This window comes from Limnohabitans sp. YIMB22184 (assembly GCF_048020265.1).
Taxonomy (GTDB): domain Bacteria; phylum Pseudomonadota; class Gammaproteobacteria; order Burkholderiales; family Burkholderiaceae_C; genus Limnohabitans_A.
Genome location: NZ_CP171843.1, coordinates 2,293,890 through 2,313,547 on the forward strand (window position 1 = coordinate 2,293,890; position 19,658 = coordinate 2,313,547).

Below are 19,658 nucleotides of genomic sequence, written 5' to 3' on the forward strand. Positions count from 1 at the left end.
GTGTGAACTGCTCATGAAACGACACGTGGCCGCCACCTTGCTGGGCGTCATCGGCCTTTTGGTCATGGACAGCCACATCGACTGGGTTCGCCAGGACCACGGCACGCTGCTGGAGATCAACGGCCAAAAATTTGATCCCCAAGGCTGGATGGCCGAGCACTGGCGCTCATGGCGTCGAGACTGCCAGCGCGTTCGCGCCGAAGCCCCCGACACGGCCACGGCCCAGGCCGTGCTGCAAACCATCCAGCAGCACAGCCTGCCGGACTCGTTGGAGGCACAGCTGTTGCAACTGCAGCTGCAGGCCGACTGGGCGATTGCCGAGGTGGCATTCGAAACCCTGAACCCCAGCATCGTGGTGTTGCGTCGGCACGGTGGCGTTTGGCGCATCCAGGACACTGCAGTCTGGAGCGGCTCCACAGCGCCCTGGCAAACGGCCAATTTTGTACGCCGCTATTTGCAACAGCAAGCCCCTGAGCTACCACCCGCACTGATCGACTGCGTGCCCATTGAGGCCCGCCGCTATGCAGCGCTATCAAACGGGTTATGACCATGACTTACCGTGTCGTCTGGTTCAAACGTGACCTGCGGCTGCAGGACCATGCCGCGCTCGTGCACGCTGCAACCCTTGGCCCGGTGCTGTGCCTCTACATAGTGGAGCCCGGTTTGTGGGCCCAACCGGATGCCGCCTTGCAACACTTCGAGTTCGTGCGCGAATCGCTGAATGAACTGCACGACGAGCTGCAGGCGCTGGGCGGCAGCCTGCAGGTGCGCGTGGGGCCTGCGGTGCAGGTGCTGGCCGCACTGCATGCACAAGCGCCTTTTGCCGAATTGGTCTCGCACCAAGAAACCGGCAACGCCTTCACCTACGAGCGCGACCTGCAGGTCGGCGCGTGGTGCCGCAGCGCGGGGGTGGGCTGGACCGAGCTGCCCCAGTTTGGCGTGGTGCGGCGTCTGAAAAGCCGCAACACCTGGCAAGCCCGCTGGGAGGCGCACATGGCCGCGCCGCAAGCGGTCTTGCCCCCGTTGAACTTTTTTCACGCGCCGGACCCTTCAGGCCCCGAGGTGATGACACCGCCACCTGGCCTGCAACACAACCCCGCCCAGCGCCAGCACGGTGGGCGTCGCCTGGGTTTGGAGACCTTGCACAGCTTTCTAGACGCGCGGGCGCTGAGCTACCGGGGCGGCATCTCCTCGCCGCTGACCTCGCCCACCGCCTGTTCACGCATCTCGGCCTATTTGGCCTGGGGCTGCATCAGCATGCGCGAGGTGGTGCAGACCACCCGCGCTGCGCTCGATGCCTTGCCGCCACAAGCGGGCAGGCACAAGGCCGGACTCATCGGCTTCATCAGCCGCTTGTATTGGCACTGCCACTTCATCCAGAAGCTCGAGAGCGAACCCGAAATCGAGTGGCGCAACATGCACCGGGGCTACGACGGCCTGCGCGAAGACGGCTGGAACGACGCCCACTTTGCAGCATTGACCTCTGCACGCACCGGCTGGCCCATGGTGGACGCGTGTGTGGTCATGCTGCACCAGACCGGCTGGCTGAACTTTCGCATGCGAGCCATGCTGGTGTCGGTGGCGGCTTACCCCCTGTGGCTCGACTGGCGGCCCGTGGGCCAATGGCTGGCCACCCAATTCTTGGACTACGAGCCCGGCATCCACTGGAGCCAGCTACAAATGCAGTCGGGCACCACCGGCATCAACACCACACGGGTCTACAACCCGATCAAACAAGCGCAAGACCACGACCCCAAAGGCATTTTTGTGCGCCGCTGGCTGCCGCACATGCGCCGCGTGCCCGACACCTGGTTGTTCGAGCCCTGGCTCATGCCGCCCGAGGTGCAGCGCCACTGCGGCTTGACGGTGGGCAGCGGGCCGGATGCCGACATTCCCCTGCCCGTGGTGGATTTGGCCGAAGCCACGCGCACCGCCAAAGCCGCGCTGCACGCACGACGGGCTGAGCCCGGTGTGAAGGCGGGCAAAAAAGCCATCGTGGAGAAACACGCCTCGCGCAAACACGGCAGCGGCGCGCAGCGTGATGTGTTCGCCCGCGACTCGGACAGCCCGAAAACCAGTCGCCGAAAAACGCGTCCGTCTTCCGATGCCATCACCCCACCCAGCGCCCAGCTGGGCTTTGATTTTTAAACCATGCGCACCACCCTCTTCTGGTTTCGAAACGACTTGCGCCTGCACGACCAGCGCGCCTTGATGCAAGCTGTTGAGCACGCCCAAACCCATGGCCAAGCCCTGCTGCTGGTCTATGTGCACGAACCGGTGCAAGACGCGCCCACCGCCTGGGGCTTTCGCCGCATGGGCGCGCACCGCAGGCGCTTTCTTGCCGACACGCTGCAAGACCTGCAAAACTCATTGCAGGCACTGGGCCAGCGCTTGGTATTGCTGCACGGCCCCGTAGCCGAGGTGCTGCCCGCTTGCGCGAGCCATGTTGACGCAGATACCGTGTTTTGCGAAGACATCGCCGCGCCCGAAGAAGAAGCGCAGGTGCAGGCCCTGATCAACGCGGGGCTCACGGTCAAAACCCTGTGGCAGTCCAGCCTGATCGAACCCGACGCCCTGCCCTTTGCGGCCGAAGACATGCCGCAGGTGTTCACGGTGTTTCGCCAGCGCATCGAATCGGCGCGGCTCCAACCCCTGGCACCGCTGCACGCGCCCAGTGAGCTACCAGCGCCGCCAAATGATCACCTGACCACCCTGCCCGGCTGCACGGACAAGCCCTTCGCGCTGCTGCAAGCCCACACCGAGGCAGATGCGCACCCGCGCTCAAACTTTCCGTACACCCAGGCCGCCTGCCGGGGCGGTGAAACCAGCGCCTTGGCCCACCTGCACAGCTACCTCACGCCGCCCTGGCCCGACCGCTACAAACAAACCCGCAACGCCCTGCAAGGCCAGCACACCAGCAGCCACTGGTCGCCCTGGCTGGCCACGGGATCGCTATCGGCCCGCCGCATTTGGGCCCAGTTGCAGGCCTACGAGCAACAACACGGCAGCAACGACGGCACGTATTGGCTGTGGTTTGAGCTGCTGTGGCGCGACAACTTCCGCATGCTGCATCTGCAGCACGGTCCGCAGCTCTATGCGGCGCGGGGTTTGTCGAACCTGCCCAAGCCCTCGCACTTTCCGAAAGACTTTGCACGCTGGTGCAGCGGCCAAACGGGCGAGCCCATCGTGGACGCGGGCATGCGCGAGCTGGCCGCCACCGGCTTCACCTCCAACCGCATGCGCCAGATCGTGGCCAGCTTTCTGGTGCACGACCTGTCTTGCGACTGGCGCGCGGGTGCCGCCTGGTTCGAGTCGCAGCTGGTGGACTTTGATGTCCAAAGCAACCAGGGCAACTGGCTGTACGTGAGCGGCCGCGGCACCGACCCGCGTGTGGGCCGACGCTTCAACCCCGCCAAACAAACGCAAGACCACGACCCGCAGGGCCGCTACCGACAGGTCTGGCTGGCCTGATAATCGGGTGCATGTATGCCATTCAATCCTGGGGTGACACCCTGCGCCTGCTGGTCGAGTTGTCGGCCACCGCCGCCTTTGCGCTGTCGGGCCTGATGGAAGCGGCCCGCAAGCGGCTCGACGCGGTGGGCGTGTGCGTGGTGGCGTTTCTGGCGGCCTTTGGCGGTGGCACGCTGCGCGACTTGCTGCTGGACTACCGGCCTTTTTTCTGGGTGCAACACACCGAAATGCTCTGGGGCGTGCTGGCCCTGTGCGTGGCGGCCATGCTGTTCATGCGCCAGCGCCATTTTGAAGTCACCGAAAAAGCCATCCTCTGGCCTGACGCCCTGGGGCTGGGCCTGTTCACCGCAACGGGTGTGCACCACGCGCTCCTGTCCACCATGCCCCCGGTAGTGGCCGTGCTCATGGGCCTGATCACGGGCGTGTTTGGCGGCGTGTTGCGCGACATGGTGTGCAACGAAATCCCCACCGCCTTCAAGGACCACCGTCCTTACGCGGTCTGCGCCTTTGCGGGCGGCTGGACTTATGTGGGCCTGTGGTCCACCGATGCCCCCGGCTGGGTGGCGCTGCTGGGTTGCGTGGTGGTCACGGTCGGGCTGCGTGGCCTGGCCCTGTGGCGCAACTGGCAGCTGCCCGCGTGGCGGGCCTGACAAGACTTTTCTGCAAACCATGCCTCAAAACCCTACCGCCTTCTGGGGCGGCATCTTCTTTTCTTTGGCTGCCGGCATGATGTGGGGCCTGGTGTTTGTGGGCCCGCTGATGCTGCCCGACTACCCCGCCGCGCTGCACACCTTTGGCCGCTATCTGGCCTTCGGTCTCATCGCGCTGCCCCTGGCCTTTGTGGACCGCGCCGAGATGCGACGGCTCTCCCGGGCCGATTGGGTGGCCGCGCTCAAGCTGGCGGCCATCGGCAACGTGCTGTATTACCTGTTTCTGGCCAGCGCCATCCAGCGCGCAGGCGGGGCGCTGCCCACCATGATCATCGGCACACTGCCGGTGGTCATCGCCATCTCGGCCAACCTGCTCAACCACCAGCGCGACGGGCGTTTTCCGTGGCTCAAACTCGCACCGCCTCTGGTGCTGATCCTGCTGGGCATCGCCTGCGTCAACCATGTGGAGTGGACAGCCCTGGTACAAAACCCGGCGGCCGACACCACCCGTTACATCACGGGTGCCGTGCTGGCCGTGGGCGCCGTGGTGTGCTGGACCTGGTACCCGCTGAAAAACGCCGACTGGCTGCGCGGCCACCCCGACCGCAACCCCCGCGTGTGGGCCACAGCACAAGGCATCGCCACCTTGCCACTGGCCCTGCTGGGCTATGCCGCCTTTTGGCTCTGGGCCATCGCCACGCACAACCCGATGCCCATGCCGCTCGGTCCGCGCCCGCTCGAATTCATCGGCCTCATGATGGCCATTGGCTTGTTTGCCTCCTGGCTGGGCACCCTGTGCTGGAACGCCGCGAGCCAACGCCTGCCCACCGCCCTGGCCGGACAGCTCATCGTGTTTGAAACGCTGGCAGCGCTGGCCTACGCCTTCTGGCTGCGCGGCCAGTGGCCCGAACCGCTCACGCTGGCGGGCATTGCATTGTTGGTGGCGGGGGTGATTGGCGGGGTGCGGGTCAAGGCGGTTTGATTCGTTATCCGAATATTTGGCATTTATTCGTTTTGCGGGTATATTGCATTTATTCGTTTTACGGATAAAACGCCATGCCGCACACGCTCGTCACCCCCACACAAATGGGGCAAATTCTCAAAACAGCCCGCAAAAACAACCAGCTCAGCCAAACCGAACTGGCGTCCCGGGTGGGTCTCAGCCAAAGCCGCATCTCGGCTTTTGAACAACAGCCCGAGAACATTGGTCTGGGCCAGTTGCTGTCCGTGCTCAATGCGCTGGGTCTGGAACTCACCGTTCAACCACGTCAGACCACCGCGCCGCAAGCCCTGCTGGCGCGGGACAGCGACGCGCCGGAGTGGTGACATGGGCCGCCCAGCACAAACCCAGGCACTGTCCATCTGGACGAACGGTGAGCGCGTAGGCACCTGGCGCATGGGTGGCCGCAGCGGCATGTCGCTGCAATACGACCCCACCTGGATGCGCGCCCCTGCAGGCAGACCACTTTCACTGTCGCTGCCCTTTGGCCTGTATGACAGCCCGCTCAAGGGTCCAGCGGTCGCACATTTTTTTGACAACTTGCTGCCCGACAACGAGACCATCCGCCGTCGGCTGGCGACACGGTTCAAAACCGGCTCAACCGATGCATTCGATTTACTGCGTGCCATCGGCCGGGACTGTGTCGGGGCTGTGCAATTGCTGGGCGAAGACGAAGCGCCGCACAACGTGACCCAAATCGAAGGCACCCGCATGAGCGAGTCCGATGTCGAACAACACCTGCTGCGTGTGGTCAACCCCACCAGCGCCTTGGGCAGCCCCAACACCGATGACGATCTGCGGATCTCTTTGGCAGGCGCACAGGAAAAAACAGCGCTGCTCTGGCATCAAGGCCAATGGATGCGACCCCAAGGCACCACGCCCACCACCCACATCCTCAAAATGCCGCTGGGCCTGGTGGGCAACCAGAAAGTGGACCTGAGCAGCTCAGTCGACAACGAATGGCTGTGCCTGACGCTGCTGCGTGAATTCGGTCTGCCGGTAGCGCGATGCGCTGTGCTCACCTTTGGTACACAACGCGTGTTGGCTGTCGAGCGCTTTGACCGCCAACTGCATTCCTCCGGCCAATGGTGGATGCGGCTGCCGCAGGAAGATTTTTGTCAGGTCCTGGGCCTGCCATCGCACCTGAAGTACGAAGCCGATGGTGGCCCCGGCGTGCGCGACATTGCCCAAGTCCTGATGCGCTCAACCCAGGCACAGACCGATCTGCGTCACTTCATGAAAAGCCAGATTTTGTTCTGGCTGCTGGCCGCACCCGATGGCCACGCCAAAAACTTCAGCATTCAGATCTTGCCGCAAGGCCAATTCAAGCTCGCCCCGCTGTACGACGTCATGTCGATCTGGCCGATTGAAGGACCTGGCCCCAACCAGTGGTCCATTCACAAGCTCAAATTGGCCATGGCTTTTTGGGGCAAGAACAAGCATTACCAGCACAAAGAAGTGCTGCAACGGCATCTGGTCAGCACCGCAAAAATCTGCGGCCTCAAAGCCGATGTGGCATCCATGATCGAAGAAATCGTGACCCAAACACCGCAAGCCATCGCCAACACCCAAGCCCAACTGCCACACGGGTTCAAGGCAGCCGTACTCGACAAAACCCTGGCGGGCTTGCAAGCCACATTGGGCAGGCTCAGCTAAAAGCGAGACACTGCGGCTCATGCGCACCGCTCGCTCCAAAGCAACCCTTACTTCTTCTTGGCCGGTGTATCTGACACCCCATTGGCCTTGGCAAACGTCAGGATCACTTCGCGAATGATCTTGCGCTGCGCAGCAGGGAGCTGCAAAAAGGTGTCGAAGGTTTCGCGCTCCAGATAGCCCATACCGTCATCCCAACGCTTTTGGCGTTGCTCAATGGACTGGCGCACCGCGTTGCCAAATCGCAAGACTTCTGGCTCCACATTGAGCGCAGAGGCCAACACCAGCAACTTGTCCTGCGCGGGGATGGATTCACCCTTAAGCCAACGGGACACCGCCTGGAAGGTCACAGAGCGGCCCCAGTAGTTGGTGTTGAACAAATTCAACAACACCGCTGGGCGCGGTTCCAGTCCTGCGGACCGCATGGCGGCCTGCAAGCGCTCTGAGAATTCCAGCTTTTGATCCATGCAGGAACACTAAATTTCTGTTCCATATCCATTTAACTTTGTGTTGTACTATTGGTTGAATTTTCTATTCAACTTTCGATTGAACAGGCATTCAAGGATGTGGTGCCTGTGCCGACAACATGCCCAAGTCCCTGCTCGAACAACTCCCCGACATCGTGGCCAATGGCCGCAAGCAAGCCGAAAAAATCCTGGAAGGCATCGAGAGCCGCCACCGTGTGGGGCTGCAAACCCGTGAAGTGGTGCTGCCAGCCCGGGACACCGCTGCGAAAGACTGGGTCACCCAGCAAAACCGGGCCAGCCAGCGAGAGGTGTTTGCACCAGGGCAAGCCAGCCTGATCGATGACCCGCAAGCCACGCTGGGCGCTGCGCCCGAAGCACCCTGGGTTAATCGGCTGATTTATGGCGACAACCTGCTGGCCATGGCAGCCTTGTTGGCGGGTGACGAGAACACGCCCAGCCTGCGCGGCAAGGTGGACCTGATCTACATCGACCCGCCTTTTGACTCCAAGGCCGACTACCGCACCAAAGTCACGCTGCCGGGTGTAGAGATCGAACAAAAACCCACAGTCATCGAGCAGTTCGCTTATTCAGACACCTGGAGCGACGGCACTGCTTCATACCTGGCGATGATCACGCCGCGTTTGATCCTGATGCGTGAACTGCTGGCCGATACCGGGTCCATCTACGTGCATCTGGATTGGCATGTGGGGCATTACGTGAAGCTAGTAATGGACGAGGTGTTTGGTCGCAACAACTTTAACAATGAAATTATTTGGTGTTATTCAGGTCCAACACCTATCAAAACAGCCTTCGCTAGAAAACACGATGTAATTTATTTCTTCACGAAGAGCGACGATCATTTTTTTGTGGGGGACTACATTGAACATAAAAGCGGTGTGCACAACACTGGTTGAATCGCCCCGGGTTTCGTGGAGGCCAGTTGGTTTAAGTTGAGACCTCGGTCTCGTGCTTCCCGGCTAGCTGCCGGTAGTAGTTCACCTCAGCTTCAGCCGGTGGAATATACCCAATCGAGCTCAGCAGTCGGTGGTGGTTGAACCAAGCCACCCATTCCAGGGTTGCCAGTTCCAGTGCCTCCTTGGTTTTCCAGGGTGCACGGCGGTGTATCAATTCGGCCTTGTACAGCCCATTGATCGTCTCGGCCAGCGCGTTGTCGTAGCTGTCGCCACGGCTGCCCACCGATGGCTCTATCCCAGCTTGGGCCAGGCGTTCGGTGTAGAGAATGGAAACATATTGAGACCCCCTGTCCGAGTGATGTATCAATGCATCTGAGCGTTCAGGTTGTCTGTCGAACAAGGCTTGCTCCAGGGCATCCAACACAAAGTCAGTACGCATCGAACTGCTCACCCGCCAGCCCACGATGCGCCGTGCAAACACGTCGATCACAAAGGCCACGTATTGCCAGCCCTGCCAGGTGCTGACATAGGTGAAGTCCGACACCCACAGTTGGTTTGGACGCTCTGCTTTGAACTGGCGATTGACCCGGTCCAGCGGGCATGGCGCGGCTTTGTCCGAGACGGTGGTTTGCACGACCTTGCCCCGGCGAACGCCGTGCAATCCCATGCGCTTCATGAGCCGCTCGACCGTGCAGCGCGCCACCTTGGTTCCTTCACGATTCATCTGGTGCCAGACCTTGTCTGCGCCGTAGACCTGCATATTGGCCTGCCAGACGGCTTGGATTTGCGGGATCAGGGCTTCATCGCGTTTGGTCCGGGCGCAAAGCAGCTCGGGCTTGCGTTGGCGGGCAGCATGGCACCTGTAGCCAGAAGGGGCGATTTGCAGCACGTTGCAAATCGGCTCGACCCCGTAGGCGTGACGGTTTTGATCAACAAAGTCCCTTAAGACTTGAGTCGGCGGTCGAGCTCCGCCTGGGCAAAAAAAGCGCTCGCCAGTTTGAGGATTTCGTTGGCTTTGCGCAGTTCCTTGACTTCGCGTTCGAGGTCTTTGATGCGGGCGCGCTCATCAGAGCTGACGCCATCGCGCATGCCTTCGTCAACCTCGTGCTGGCGAACCCAGTCGTTGAGGGTTTGCGGCACACACCCGATCTTGGGGGCAATGGACTCAATGGTGGCCCAAAGGGATGGGTACTCGCCACGGTGCTCGAGCACCATGCGGACAGCGCGTTCGCGCACTTCGGGTGAAAAACGGTTCGATTTCTTGCTCATGGCTCCATCTTCTCAAAGTGTGGAGCCTCCTCAAAACCCGGGGCGATTCACTACTGACTCAAAACGGTCGTGCCACCATCCTAAATGCCTCGCGAGTTGCAGTGTCGGGGATTTTCTTGTGGCACCATATTGATTATGACCAGTCGACCTCGCGCACTCTCGAAATCGCCTACTCCTAGCCAGGTTCCGCCCTCACTCAACGAGGAAGCTTATCGCCTCATTGAGGAGATGATCGTGACTCTTGAACTCGCGCCGGGCAGCGTGGTGTCTGAGGCCATGCTCAGCGAACGCATCGGCATTGGGCATACGCCGATCCGTGAAGCCTTGCAGCGTCTGGCGCGCGAACATCTTGTTCAGATCTTGCCCCGTCGCGGTGTGGTGGTCACCGCCATCGACGTGGGTCATCAACTCCAAATCCTAGAGACACGGCGCGAACTCGACCGCCTTATTGCTCGATCTGCAGCTACGCGTGCCACTCTGGCAGAGCGCGAGACCATGGCCGCCATTGCTCAGAACATGGAGACTGCTGTGAAGTCTGGCGACCTTGTAGCATTCCTGAAATGGGACAACGAAATGAACAGGCAGTCAGCACACAGCGCTCGGAACATTGTGGCTGCTGCGGCCGTGTCCGCTCTGCACTCGGCCTCACGGCGTTTCTGGTTCTACCATCACCATGATCAAGTCAACGCGACACTGCGTCTGCACGTGGCCCTTGCACGTGCGATGGCCTCCGGCAAATCTGACAAGGCTGCCGAGGCAAGTGATCGGTTGATTGATGATCTTTTCGATTTCGCCCACAGGACCCTGATTACCCGTACTTGACAACTGGCATACCAGTCACATACCATAAACTCCTGTTTAAGGAGTTTGCCAGTGCGCCTCACCCATCTGCAGATCGAAACCTACCGCCGTGATGGATTTCTCACCCTTGATTGCCTTTTTTCCGCCCCTGAAGTAGCGGCCATGAGGACCGAGCTTGAGCGAATTCAAGAGATTGACACCGATCACTTGGTACGGGAAAAGGGAAGCAATATTGCCAAAACTATCTATCGGGTCCACGAGCAGGACGGCCCCACAGGTTCACCTGTATTTCATGCCGTCTCGCGTACTTCACGCATGCTCGAACCCGCACAGGATCTGCTTTCCGAGCAGGAGCTCTACATCCATCACACCAAATGCAATCTGAAGACTGCCATTGACGGTTCGGTGTGGGCGTGGCACCAGGACTACGGAACTTGGAAGCGAGATGGCATGCCTGAGGCACGTCCAACTACAGCGTTGGTCATGCTGGACGAGCCAACAGAAATGAACGGGTGCTTGTACTTCATTCCGGGCAGCCACAAAGAGGGCAATCTAGAGCCAGAATTCAACGACGCTACGGGCTACAAGTTTTATGTGACGCCGAAGGACAAGCTGCTAGAAATCATGGCTCGCAGCCCCGCACCGGTGGCGATCACTGGCAAGCCCGGCACCGTGGTGTTCTTTGACTGCAATATCCTGCACGCCTCGGGACATAACTTGTCCCAGCACAATCGTTGGGCGATTTATGTGGTTTACAACCCGGTATCAAACCGGTGTAACGACGTTCCCAACCCACGTCCTGATTACGTACGGTCGACCAACACAAAACCACTCATCAAGGGAAGCGACCATATTTTCCCGCTTGCAAGCTCGACGCAGGAGGCCTGATGAATACCAGTCATCAACGCATCCTTTCCCCTGAGCAGATCAGAGACTACCGCGATACGGGTTATCTCAATCTCCGTCAGGTACTTGATCCTAAATTGCTTGCGAGGCTGATCGCGACCACCGAGCGACTGTACGATGAGGGCCGATCACTCCAGCAAAAGTCAAAACATTACGACCTAGAACCTGCGCATACCGCCCTTGCGCCACGTATCAGGCGTATCTCCAGCCCGACCGAACTAGATTCAGTGTATGTTGAAGCCGCTTTCGATTCGATCCTGGGTGACATCGCCGCAGACCTGCTTGGTGGAGCAGTCAAGTTTTACCATTCGAAGATCAATTTCAAACTGCCCCATGGAGGTGCAGAGATTGGCTGGCATCAGGACTGGCCGGTTTTTCCTCACACCAACACCAATCTTGTCGCTCTGAGCGTACCTTTGAATGCGTCCCGCGCCATCAATGGCTGCCTTCAGACGATCCCCGGCAGCCACAAGTTGGGGCCGCGCAGTCATTGGGAAAACGGCATCTATAAACTCAATTGCAACCACACGATGACGCCGGAAGACTTTGAGAACGTAGTCGACAACGAGTTGGATGTGGGAGATGTAGTTGCACATCACGGCCTCGCAGTGCACGGCTCTAGTCAAAACCGCTCGGACACCTTGCGCACGACCTACATCATCCAGTACGCCGCTGCTGACTCATTCGCCTATACCGCACCCGTTGTAGACAGCATCCATCGCAACCAGATGGTCAGGGGCGAGCCGGCTACTCATGCACGCGTGGAAACTGGAATCATTGAATTACCGCCGGATTTCTCGGCGGGATATTCAGGCATATACGCTTTGCAGACGGCCGGGAAGAACTAGGGCTTTTAGATGAGTACATCGGTGGAGCCACTTCCAGCAATGATATGAAGAACCCGACCCATTCCGGCCATCAACTCTAGGTGCCATAGCGGCATCATTGCAGCGGTTGCTGTCAGTCGTTGCTGCGAGATCAACTGACGGTGACTACCACAAAGCCGCCGTTCCAGGCTGGCTTGAGCAGAATACCATTCGCGCTTCATTATGATGACCGCCACACCGTAAAACTTAGGCTTACGCCAATACGGGAGAAGACATGAAGGTTGTCCGGCTGACCATCTCGAACTTTCGGGGCATCAAGTCGGCGGAGCTCCTGTTCGACGGGCACACCCTGATGGTGGGCTCCAACAATGTCGGCAAGAGTACGCTCTGCGAAGCCCTCGACCTGGTCTTGGGCCCCGACCGGCTCAACCGCTTCCCTCCGGTCGATGAGTTCGACTTCTACAACACTGAATACCTGGCCCCCGCCACCGAAGAAGGCGCGGAGCGGGCGCCGATTCCGCTTCGGATCGAGGCCGTCCTCATCGAACCCGGCGCCGAGATCGGAGCCAAGTGCGGCGGCAACATCGAGTTCTGGCATATGGCCGAGCAAAGGCTGCTCGGGCCGGGAGAAGCCGACGCCGCCAATCCGCCCGATGCCGTACCCTGCCTTCGGATCGAGACCATCGGCCAATACAACCCCGAGGAAGATGAGTTCGAGGCCCGGACCTACTTCTCGCACAGCCCCGATGCCCCTCCTGGCGAGCTGACCAAGGTCCCCAAGGGGATCAAGAGGCTGTTTGGTTTCCTCTACCTGCGCGCGCTTCGGACCGGCTCGCGGGCGCTGAGCTTGGAGCGTGGGTCGCTTCTCGACATCATCCTGCGGACCAAGGGCGTGCGCACCAGCCTGTGGGAGAAGACCATCGAGCGCCTGCGCGGCCTCGACATCGAAGCCGACGCGGTCGAGATCGCGCCGGTTCTGCGATCCGTGGAGAGGCGACTGGCCCGCTACATCGCATTGGAGTCGCCCGGCAACGCCACCAAGCTGCATGTCTCGGAGCTCACGCGTGAGCATCTGCGCAAGACGATGACGTTCTTCTTGGCGCTGTCGGCGGACCAAGGACACGTCCCATTCCCCCACGCCGGCACGGGCACCATCAACACGCTGGTGCTCGCGCTGCTCTCCTTCATCGCCGACCTCAAGCCCGACACGGTCATCTTCGCCATGGAGGAGCCCGAGATCGCGGTGCCGCCGCACACCCAGCGACGCATCGCCCAATACCTTCTGACCAAGACGACGCAGGCCTTCGTGACCTCCCATTCGCCATTCGTGATCGAGAAGTTCGAGCCATCCAAGACACTGCTGCTAGCTCGCAATGCCGGCGTGGTCACGGCGCGAAAGGTCTCCGACGCCACGGGCCTCAAAGACAACGACTACAAGCGCTTCTCTCGCTCCGGCCTGTCTGAATGCATGCTGGGACGTGCAGCCATCGTCGTCGAAGGCGTTACCGAGTTGCATGCGATGCCCGTAGTCGCGCGGCGAATGGAAGAGAGCAATCCCAATTTGCAGCCGCTGGACATCGCGGGTGTGGCCTTCTTCGACGCTGATGGCGAGTCGAACATGCCCAAGTTCGGAAAGTTCTTTAAGACGCTGGGGTTACGCACCTTCGCCTTCTACGACCTTGACTACAAGAAGAAGCGCAAAGCCGAGCAGGCGCAGGCTCTGGCGGACAACTTCGAAATCAATGTCGAGCACGCCTACAAGGGCTTCGAAGACCTCGTCGTTGCGGAAGTGCCCGTGGATCGTCTGTGGTCCTTCCTGTCCGGCCTAAAAGCCAATGATGAGAACGGCAACGTCGCCATCCCCGATGCGCGCCCGAACGACGACGCGGTCAAGGCCATCGCCAAAGAAGCCCTCGGCGGCAACAAGGGCGCCGGCTGGTCGGCGCGCCTGTTCGAAGAGTGCGAGCTCCACGAGCTGCCGACCACGGTGACGAAGTTTCTGTCGTCAGTGTTCGCACTGTTCCCACCTCCACCCCCGATCGACGACGGCGATGGAGCACCACCCGAACCGGCCGCCGCTGCAGCCGCTCCATGAACGAGCCTTGCAAGCTGCGCGAAAGCGTCATGGCTTGCGAGGGCCATGCCTTGGTCATCGGCGGCCCCGGCAGCGGTAAGACGACGCTCGCGCTGCGCAAGGCGGTCAAGCGGATTCGCGACGGCATGCTTCCGGGTCAGTCGGCCTTGTTCCTGAGCTTCTCGCGGGCGGCAGTGGCGCGCATCTTGGATGCCGCCAAGCTCGAGTCCACCAAAGCCGAACAGGAGCTGCTCTCCATCCAGACGTTCCATTCGTTCTTCTGGGACATCCTCAAAGCCCACGCCTATCTGCTTGGGGCACCGCATAGGCTCTCGATCTTGCTGCCACACGACGAGAAAGCCCTGTCGGGCGGCCTCGGCGACGAAGACGAAGGCTGGGACGAGTGGCTCGTCGAGCGTGAGCGGCTGTTTCGCGAAGAGGGGCGGATCGCGTTTGATCTGTTCGCGCCCAATGCGACAGCTCTGTTGGCTCGCAGCTCGCATCTTTTGGCGTCGATCGCCCATCGGCATCCCATCGTCATCGTGGACGAGGCCCAGGACACCGGCCAGTACGCGTGGCAGTGCATCCAGATGCTCGCACCACACACGCAGGTGCTGTGCCTGGCAGACCTCGAGCAGCAAATCTTCGACTACCTGCCAGGCGTCGGCCCGGAGCGCGTGATCGCCATCCGGGAAGCGTTGAAGCCGCATGAGATCGACCTTGGGACGCAGAACCACCGCAGCCCGGACTCCGAACTCTTGGCGTTCGGCAATGACATCCTGACGGCCAAGCCACGCGGCGCGCCCTACAAGGGCGTATCCGCCCTTGCCTACCGCCCTGAGAAGCCACCGCCGAACTGGAATCATCTGCTGCGCCGAGCCCTCGGGGAGCTCTTGAATTCAATTCGGGCTCAGAGCGACAAGAAGGTGGAGACGATCGCGATACTGGTCACCAACAACCGCAGTGCGCTGAAGATGTCCAACGCCCTCAACGCGTTGGGGGCCAATGTCGGGAAGCCGGTTCGGCACAAGCTGCTGTTCGACGAGGCAGAAGCGCTGCTGTCAGCCCGTTTCGCGGCCTTTCTGCTGGAGCCCAAGGACCTCGCCCAACTGGAGGCCGATGTCGCCACCAGCATAGAAATGATCGCCGCCGCGAGGCGCGCGACGGGACAGGGCCGGAAGGAAGTCGCCAAACTCTTGGAGCAGGCCAACAAAATCAAGGGTGGCAAGGCCCTGAACATTAACATTGCCAACGCGCTGCGCGGCCTGATTTCAGGCTTGGCCGTCAACGATTTCAGCGGCGATCCCGCTGAGGACTGGCTCGCAGTCAAGCATCAGCTGAGGGCGGCCAATCAAGACGAGCTCACGCGGGTCGCTGCGCAGTTGGACTTCTTGGTGGCGTTCCGTCGAGGACATCGCATCTCGGTCGCCCTCTCTGATGAATGGCTTCGCGACGGTGCCTACACCAATGCCCGCGCCGCCCTTGACCTGGCTCTCGCACAGGAGCAAATCCTCGATGGCGTGGAGCCGCCGATGGGCTTGCAAGTCATGAATTTCCACAAGGCCAAGGGCAAGCAGTTCGACGGAGTCATCCTCGTCCGGGAAGCTCGTCGGACCGGCCCCGCCGTCGAATCATCTTTCGTTTGGCGCGGCGACACTGCCCCGTATCCCAAAAGCCGACGTGTGCTTCGAGTCGGCATCACTCGAGCAAAAGTCCACACGCTCATCCTCGATCCGCTTTGGCCGCAATGCCCTCTGCTCCAGGGGCACAAGCTCTAAGGAAAACTCCTCGTCAGTCGGACTGGCGCGTGGCCTTATGGCTGAGGACGATTGGTGAAGGAGTTTTGCACGAAGATCAAGGTCATTCCCTCTTGAGCCGACCTGGCTGGCTACAGATTCCGACTGAGAGTTGTCGGCAGCGAGGGGAATCGCTTCGCACGAGGAAGGTCAATGACCGGTTCCGGCAGCCGCTGACATTCACTTTAGAACGGCGAACTACCGTACCCAGCCTAAACACGACAGAGCACCTAACTCTTGAAAGGCGGACTCTCTTAGCCCAAAGCAGCCTCAACCGCCTTCACCGCCCCCATCAAAAAACGCAGCCACCTGGTCACCCAAGCGCTGCGTTTTATTTTGCAAGCCCTCTCGGGCCTGTCCGTCAATACACCGGCTGATGCTGCTTCAAGCTGGCGATGACCGCATCGGTGAGTACAAACCCCGCGCCGTACAACCCTGCCAATTCAGCACACCGCTTGGCAAACGCATCCACGCCCTGGCCATAGATGAACTGCAGCGCCCCACCCGTCCAGGCCGGAAAGCCGATGCCGAAGATCGAGCCGATGTTGCCGTCATGCACCGAAGTCAGCACGCCTTCTTGCAGGCAACGGGCGGTCTCCACAGCTTGTCGGTACAGCAGGCGATCTTTGATGTCTTGCTGGTTGTAGGCCACATCTGCTTTTTCAAAGCGGGTTTTGAGTTCGGGCCACAGCACTTTTTTCTGGCCAGCGGGGTAGTCGTAAAAACCACCACCTGCGGCGCGGCCGGGGCGTTGGAGTTCCTTGACCATGCGCTCGACCAGCAGCTCGCCGGGGGAGGCCTGGTAAGTCTTGCCCTCTTTGGCGAAGTCTTCGCGGGTTTGGTCCAGCACATGCACCGACAGCGACAGCGCGGTTTCGTCCAGCACGGCCAGCGGGCCGACTGGCATGCCCACTTGCATGGCCAGGTTCTCGATCACGGGGGCGGGGATGCCCTCGCCCAGCATGGCCGCGCCTTCCATCACAAAGGTGCCAAAGGTACGGCTGGTGTAAAAGCCGCGCGAGTCGTTCACCACGATCGGCAGCTTGCCCAGTGCCTGCACGTAGTCATACGCACGGGCAATCGTCTCGTCGTCGGTCTGTGCACCGCGAATGATCTCCACCAGCTTCATCTTGTCCACGGGGCTGAAGAAGTGGATGCCCACGAATTTGTTGGCATTGGCGCTGGCCGTGGCCAGGCCGCTGATGGGCAAGGTGGAGGTGTTGCTGGCAAAGAAGCCGCCTTCGGCGAGCATCGGCTCGGCCTCTTGCGTGACACGGGCTTTGAGTTCGCGGTTTTCAAACACGGCCTCAATGATCAGGTCGCAGCCCTTGAGGTCTGCGGCGCTGGCTGTGGGGTGAATCAGTGACAACAAGGCCGCTTGTTTGTCAGCCGCCATGCGACCTTTGTCCACGCGTTTTTGCGTGAGCTTGTGGCTGTAGGCCTTGCCTTTTTCTGCGGCTTCCAAGCTCACGTCTTTGAGCACCGTGGCGATGCCCCGGCTGGCTTGTGAATACGCGATGCCCGAACCCATCATGCCTGCGCCCAAGATGCCCACTTTTTGGGGCTTGTAGCGCGGTGCAGCCTTGGGGCGGCTTTGGCCGCCCTTGATGCTGTTCATGTTGAAGAAGAAGGTGTTGATCATGTTGCGCGCCACCTGGCTGGTCATGAGACCTGCCAGGTAACGGCTTTCGATGCGCATGGCGGTGTCAAAGTCCACCATCGCGCCTTCGACCATGGCAGCCAGCGCCGCTTCGGGTGCGGGGTACAGGCCGCGTGTTTTTTGCTTGAGCACGGCGGGGGCCACGCTCAGCATGCCCGCGATCTTGGGGTTGCTGGGCGTGCCGCCGGGCATTTTGTAGTCTTTGCGGTCCCACAGGTGTTGGGCGGCTTCGGGCTGGCCTTGCGCTGCAGCGATGAAAGCCAATGCGCGGGGACGCAACTGATCGTCACTGTCCACCAGCTCATGCACCAGGCCCAGCTTGACGGCTTCGTCGGGGCCAAAGAGTTGGCTTTCCAGCACATAGGGCTGCGCGGCCAGCAAACCCAGCACGCGGGTCATCTTGGTGATGCCACCACCACCGGGGATCAAGCCCAGCGTGACTTCGGGCAGTCCGAACTGGGTTTTGGGGTTGCGGGTGGCGATGCGGTGGTGGCCGATCAACGCCACTTCCCAGCCACCGCCCAGCGCAGTGCCATTCAGGCAGCTGACCACGGGCACGCCCAGCGTCTCGATGGTGCGGAAACTTTTCTTGATGCCTTCGATCTCGGCAAAAACACGCGGGCCGTCCGAGGCTTGCGAGCGCATCACGCCCTTGAGGTCTGCCCCCGCAAAAAACGACGTCTTGGCCGAAGCCAGGATGACGCCCTTGAGTTGGGCCTTGTCTTTGGCCACCTGCTCGGCCGCCTGGGCCAAGTCGGCCTGCCATTGCAGGCACATGGTGTTGACCGGCGAGCCTTGCTCGTCAAAGGTGATGGTGGCGATGCCGTCCGCCAATTCGTAGCGCAGTGTTTTCAAAATCATGGTGCTGTCTCCCCGGTCAAACGCGTTCAACGATGGTGGCAATGCCCATGCCGCCGCCCACACACAAAGTGGCCAAGCCGTAGCGCAACTTGCGGCGGTGCAGTTCGTCGATCAGGATGCCCAAAATCATCGCGCCTGTGGCCCCCAGCGGGTGGCCCATGGCAATCGCGCCACCGTTCACGTTGACCTTATCGTGCGACACACCCATCTCTTGCATGAACTTCATGGGCACGGCGGCAAAGGCTTCGTTCACCTCGAACAAATCGATCTGGTCAATCGTGAGGCCCGCCTTGGCCAGCGCCTTGCGCGCGGCGGGCATGGGGCCTGTGAGCATGATGGTCGGGTCGGCCCCGGACAGGGCCACCGACACGATGCGCGCACGCGGCGTGAGGCCGTGGGTTTTGCCTGCGGCTTCCGAGCCGATGAGCACTGCCGCTGCGCCGTCCACAATGCCAGACGAGTTGCCCGCGTGGTGCACATGGTGGATGCGCTCGACCTGCGGGTAGCGCTGCAAGGCCACGGCGTCAAAACCCATGGCCCCCAGCTGTTCAAAGGAGGCTTTGAGGCCACCCAATGTTTCCACCGTGGTGCCGGGTTTGATGAATTCGTCTTGCGCGAGGATGACTTGGCCCAGCTTATCTTTGACCGGCACGACGGAGCCATCGAAGTAACCGGCAGCACGCGCTGCCGTGGCGCGCTTTTGCGACTCGACCGCATAGGCGTCCACATCGTGGCGTGTGAAGCCGCTCAGGGTGGCGATCAAGTCGGCACCAATGCCTTGCGGCACAAACAGCGTCACGCTGTTGGTTTCGGGGTCTTGCGCCCAAGCGCCGCCGTCCGCACCAATCGGCACGCGGCTCATGCTTTCAACGCCGCCAGCGACGACCAGGTCTTCCCAGCCGCTGCGCACTTTCATGGCAGCCATGTTGACCGCTTCCAGGCCCGAGGCGCAAAAGCGGTTGATCTGCACGCCTGAGCAGCGCCAGTCCCAACCGGCCGCCAAGGCCGCCACTTTGGGGATCACCGAGCCCTGCTCGCCAATGGGCGAGACCACGCCCATGACCACGTCGTCCACCGCAGCGGTGTCGAACTGGTTGCGGCTTTGCAGCTCGCGCAACACGCCGCTCAAAAGACTGATGGGCTTGACCTCGTGCAGGCTGCCGTCTTTTTTGCCCTTGCCACGCGGTGTGCGTATGGCGTCGTAAACAAATGCTTCGCTCATGAATGTCTCCTGGGTGTCATCAGGGGTTTGCCCTGTGTTGTGGATTTTCGCATTCAGTATAGACTTTTACCAAGCAAACGCTTTGTA

The 19,658-nt window shown here is 60.9% G+C and carries 17 protein-coding genes and 1 other annotated feature; of the genes, 13 read left to right on the top strand and 4 right to left on the bottom strand.

Translation table 11 applies throughout. The features are described from left to right. Positions 1-13: 13 nt before the first annotated feature. From ACHEXL_RS10520 to ACHEXL_RS10550, 7 genes are all read left to right on the top strand, one after another. Positions 14-547 (top strand): hypothetical protein, encoded by a 534-nt coding sequence (locus tag ACHEXL_RS10520; protein WP_416559408.1) that lies wholly within the window; start codon positions 14-16, stop codon positions 545-547. Positions 548-549: 2 nt separating this feature from the next. Next, positions 550-2,148 carry a cryptochrome/deoxyribodipyrimidine photo-lyase family protein gene (locus ACHEXL_RS10525; protein ID WP_416559410.1) on the top strand — a complete coding sequence of 533 codons (1,599 nt, stop codon included), beginning with the start codon at positions 550-552 and terminating at the stop codon, positions 2,146-2,148. Between the two features lie 3 nt (positions 2,149-2,151). After that, positions 2,152-3,471 (top strand): DASH family cryptochrome, encoded by a 1,320-nt coding sequence (locus ACHEXL_RS10530; protein WP_416559412.1) that lies wholly within the window; start codon positions 2,152-2,154, stop codon positions 3,469-3,471. A gap of 11 nt (positions 3,472-3,482) precedes the next feature. Further along, positions 3,483-4,121 carry a trimeric intracellular cation channel family protein gene (locus tag ACHEXL_RS10535; protein WP_108427019.1) on the top strand — a complete coding sequence of 213 codons (639 nt, stop codon included), beginning with the start codon at positions 3,483-3,485 and terminating at the stop codon, positions 4,119-4,121. A gap of 19 nt (positions 4,122-4,140) precedes the next feature. After that, a complete protein-coding gene (locus tag ACHEXL_RS10540) occupies positions 4,141-5,103 on the top strand; it encodes a DMT family transporter (RefSeq protein WP_416559414.1) in 963 nt (320 codons plus the stop codon). A gap of 74 nt (positions 5,104-5,177) precedes the next feature. Beyond that, complete coding sequence (locus tag ACHEXL_RS10545) at positions 5,178-5,447, top strand: helix-turn-helix domain-containing protein (RefSeq protein ID WP_416559416.1); 270 nt, start codon at positions 5,178-5,180, stop codon at positions 5,445-5,447. Position 5,448: 1 nt separating this feature from the next. Continuing rightward, complete coding sequence (locus ACHEXL_RS10550) at positions 5,449-6,777, top strand: type II toxin-antitoxin system HipA family toxin (RefSeq protein WP_416559417.1); 1,329 nt, start codon at positions 5,449-5,451, stop codon at positions 6,775-6,777. Positions 6,778-6,824: 47 nt separating this feature from the next. Here ACHEXL_RS10550 and ACHEXL_RS10555 read toward each other — a convergent pair whose 3' ends face one another. Further along, on the bottom strand, positions 6,825-7,241 hold the full coding sequence (locus tag ACHEXL_RS10555) for a helix-turn-helix domain-containing protein (protein WP_416559419.1): 417 nt from the start codon (positions 7,239-7,241) through the stop codon (positions 6,825-6,827). Between the two features lie 119 nt (positions 7,242-7,360). On the opposite strand from ACHEXL_RS10555, the gene ACHEXL_RS10560 reads away from it, so the two are divergent. Continuing rightward, complete coding sequence (locus ACHEXL_RS10560) at positions 7,361-8,155, top strand: DNA methyltransferase (protein ID WP_416559421.1); 795 nt, start codon at positions 7,361-7,363, stop codon at positions 8,153-8,155. A 31-nt stretch (positions 8,156-8,186) separates the two neighbouring features. On the opposite strand, the gene ACHEXL_RS10565 is transcribed toward ACHEXL_RS10560, so the two are convergent. Then, a protein-coding gene (locus ACHEXL_RS10565; RefSeq protein ID WP_416558777.1) for an IS3 family transposase occupies positions 8,187-9,424 on the bottom strand; the annotation gives its coding sequence in 2 pieces (ribosomal slippage) (positions 8,187-9,133 and positions 9,133-9,424; 1,239 coding nt in all). Continuing rightward, positions 9,027-9,143, bottom strand: a sequence feature (AL1L pseudoknot). (Overlaps the previous gene by 117 nt.) A 135-nt stretch (positions 9,425-9,559) precedes the next feature. On the opposite strand from ACHEXL_RS10565, the gene ACHEXL_RS10570 reads away from it, so the two are divergent. The 5 genes from ACHEXL_RS10570 to ACHEXL_RS10590 all read left to right on the top strand — a co-directional run bounded on the left by ACHEXL_RS10570 (position 9,560) and on the right by ACHEXL_RS10590 (position 15,810). After that, positions 9,560-10,246, top strand: a complete 687-nt coding sequence (locus ACHEXL_RS10570) for a GntR family transcriptional regulator (RefSeq protein ID WP_416559423.1) — start codon at positions 9,560-9,562, stop codon at positions 10,244-10,246. A 51-nt stretch (positions 10,247-10,297) separates the two neighbouring features. Then, positions 10,298-11,113 (top strand): phytanoyl-CoA dioxygenase family protein, encoded by an 816-nt coding sequence (locus tag ACHEXL_RS10575; protein WP_291927919.1) that lies wholly within the window; start codon positions 10,298-10,300, stop codon positions 11,111-11,113. Then, on the top strand, positions 11,113-11,979 hold the full coding sequence (locus tag ACHEXL_RS10580) for a phytanoyl-CoA dioxygenase family protein (protein WP_416559424.1): 867 nt from the start codon (positions 11,113-11,115) through the stop codon (positions 11,977-11,979). Before ACHEXL_RS10575 ends, ACHEXL_RS10580 begins: the two co-directional genes overlap by 1 nt. Positions 11,980-12,232: 253 nt before the next feature. Continuing rightward, a complete protein-coding gene (locus tag ACHEXL_RS10585; RefSeq protein ID WP_416559425.1) occupies positions 12,233-14,053 on the top strand; it encodes an ATP-dependent nuclease in 1,821 nt (606 codons plus the stop codon). Beyond that, positions 14,050-15,810 carry a UvrD-helicase domain-containing protein gene (locus tag ACHEXL_RS10590; RefSeq protein ID WP_416559426.1) on the top strand — a complete coding sequence of 587 codons (1,761 nt, stop codon included), beginning with the start codon at positions 14,050-14,052 and terminating at the stop codon, positions 15,808-15,810. Before ACHEXL_RS10585 ends, ACHEXL_RS10590 begins: the two co-directional genes overlap by 4 nt. Before the next feature lie 379 nt (positions 15,811-16,189). On the opposite strand, the gene ACHEXL_RS10595 is transcribed toward ACHEXL_RS10590, so the two are convergent. Both ACHEXL_RS10595 and ACHEXL_RS10600 read right to left on the bottom strand, forming a co-directional pair. Continuing rightward, entirely contained in the window at positions 16,190-18,343 is a 2,154-nt protein-coding gene (locus ACHEXL_RS10595; RefSeq protein WP_416561343.1) for a 3-hydroxyacyl-CoA dehydrogenase NAD-binding domain-containing protein, read from the bottom strand. A gap of 22 nt (positions 18,344-18,365) precedes the next feature. Then, the gene (locus tag ACHEXL_RS10600) at positions 18,366-19,571 is read right to left on the bottom strand and encodes an acetyl-CoA C-acetyltransferase (protein WP_416559427.1); all 1,206 of its coding nucleotides are present in this window, start codon (positions 19,569-19,571) and stop codon (positions 18,366-18,368) included. Between the last annotated feature and the right edge of the window lie 87 nt (positions 19,572-19,658).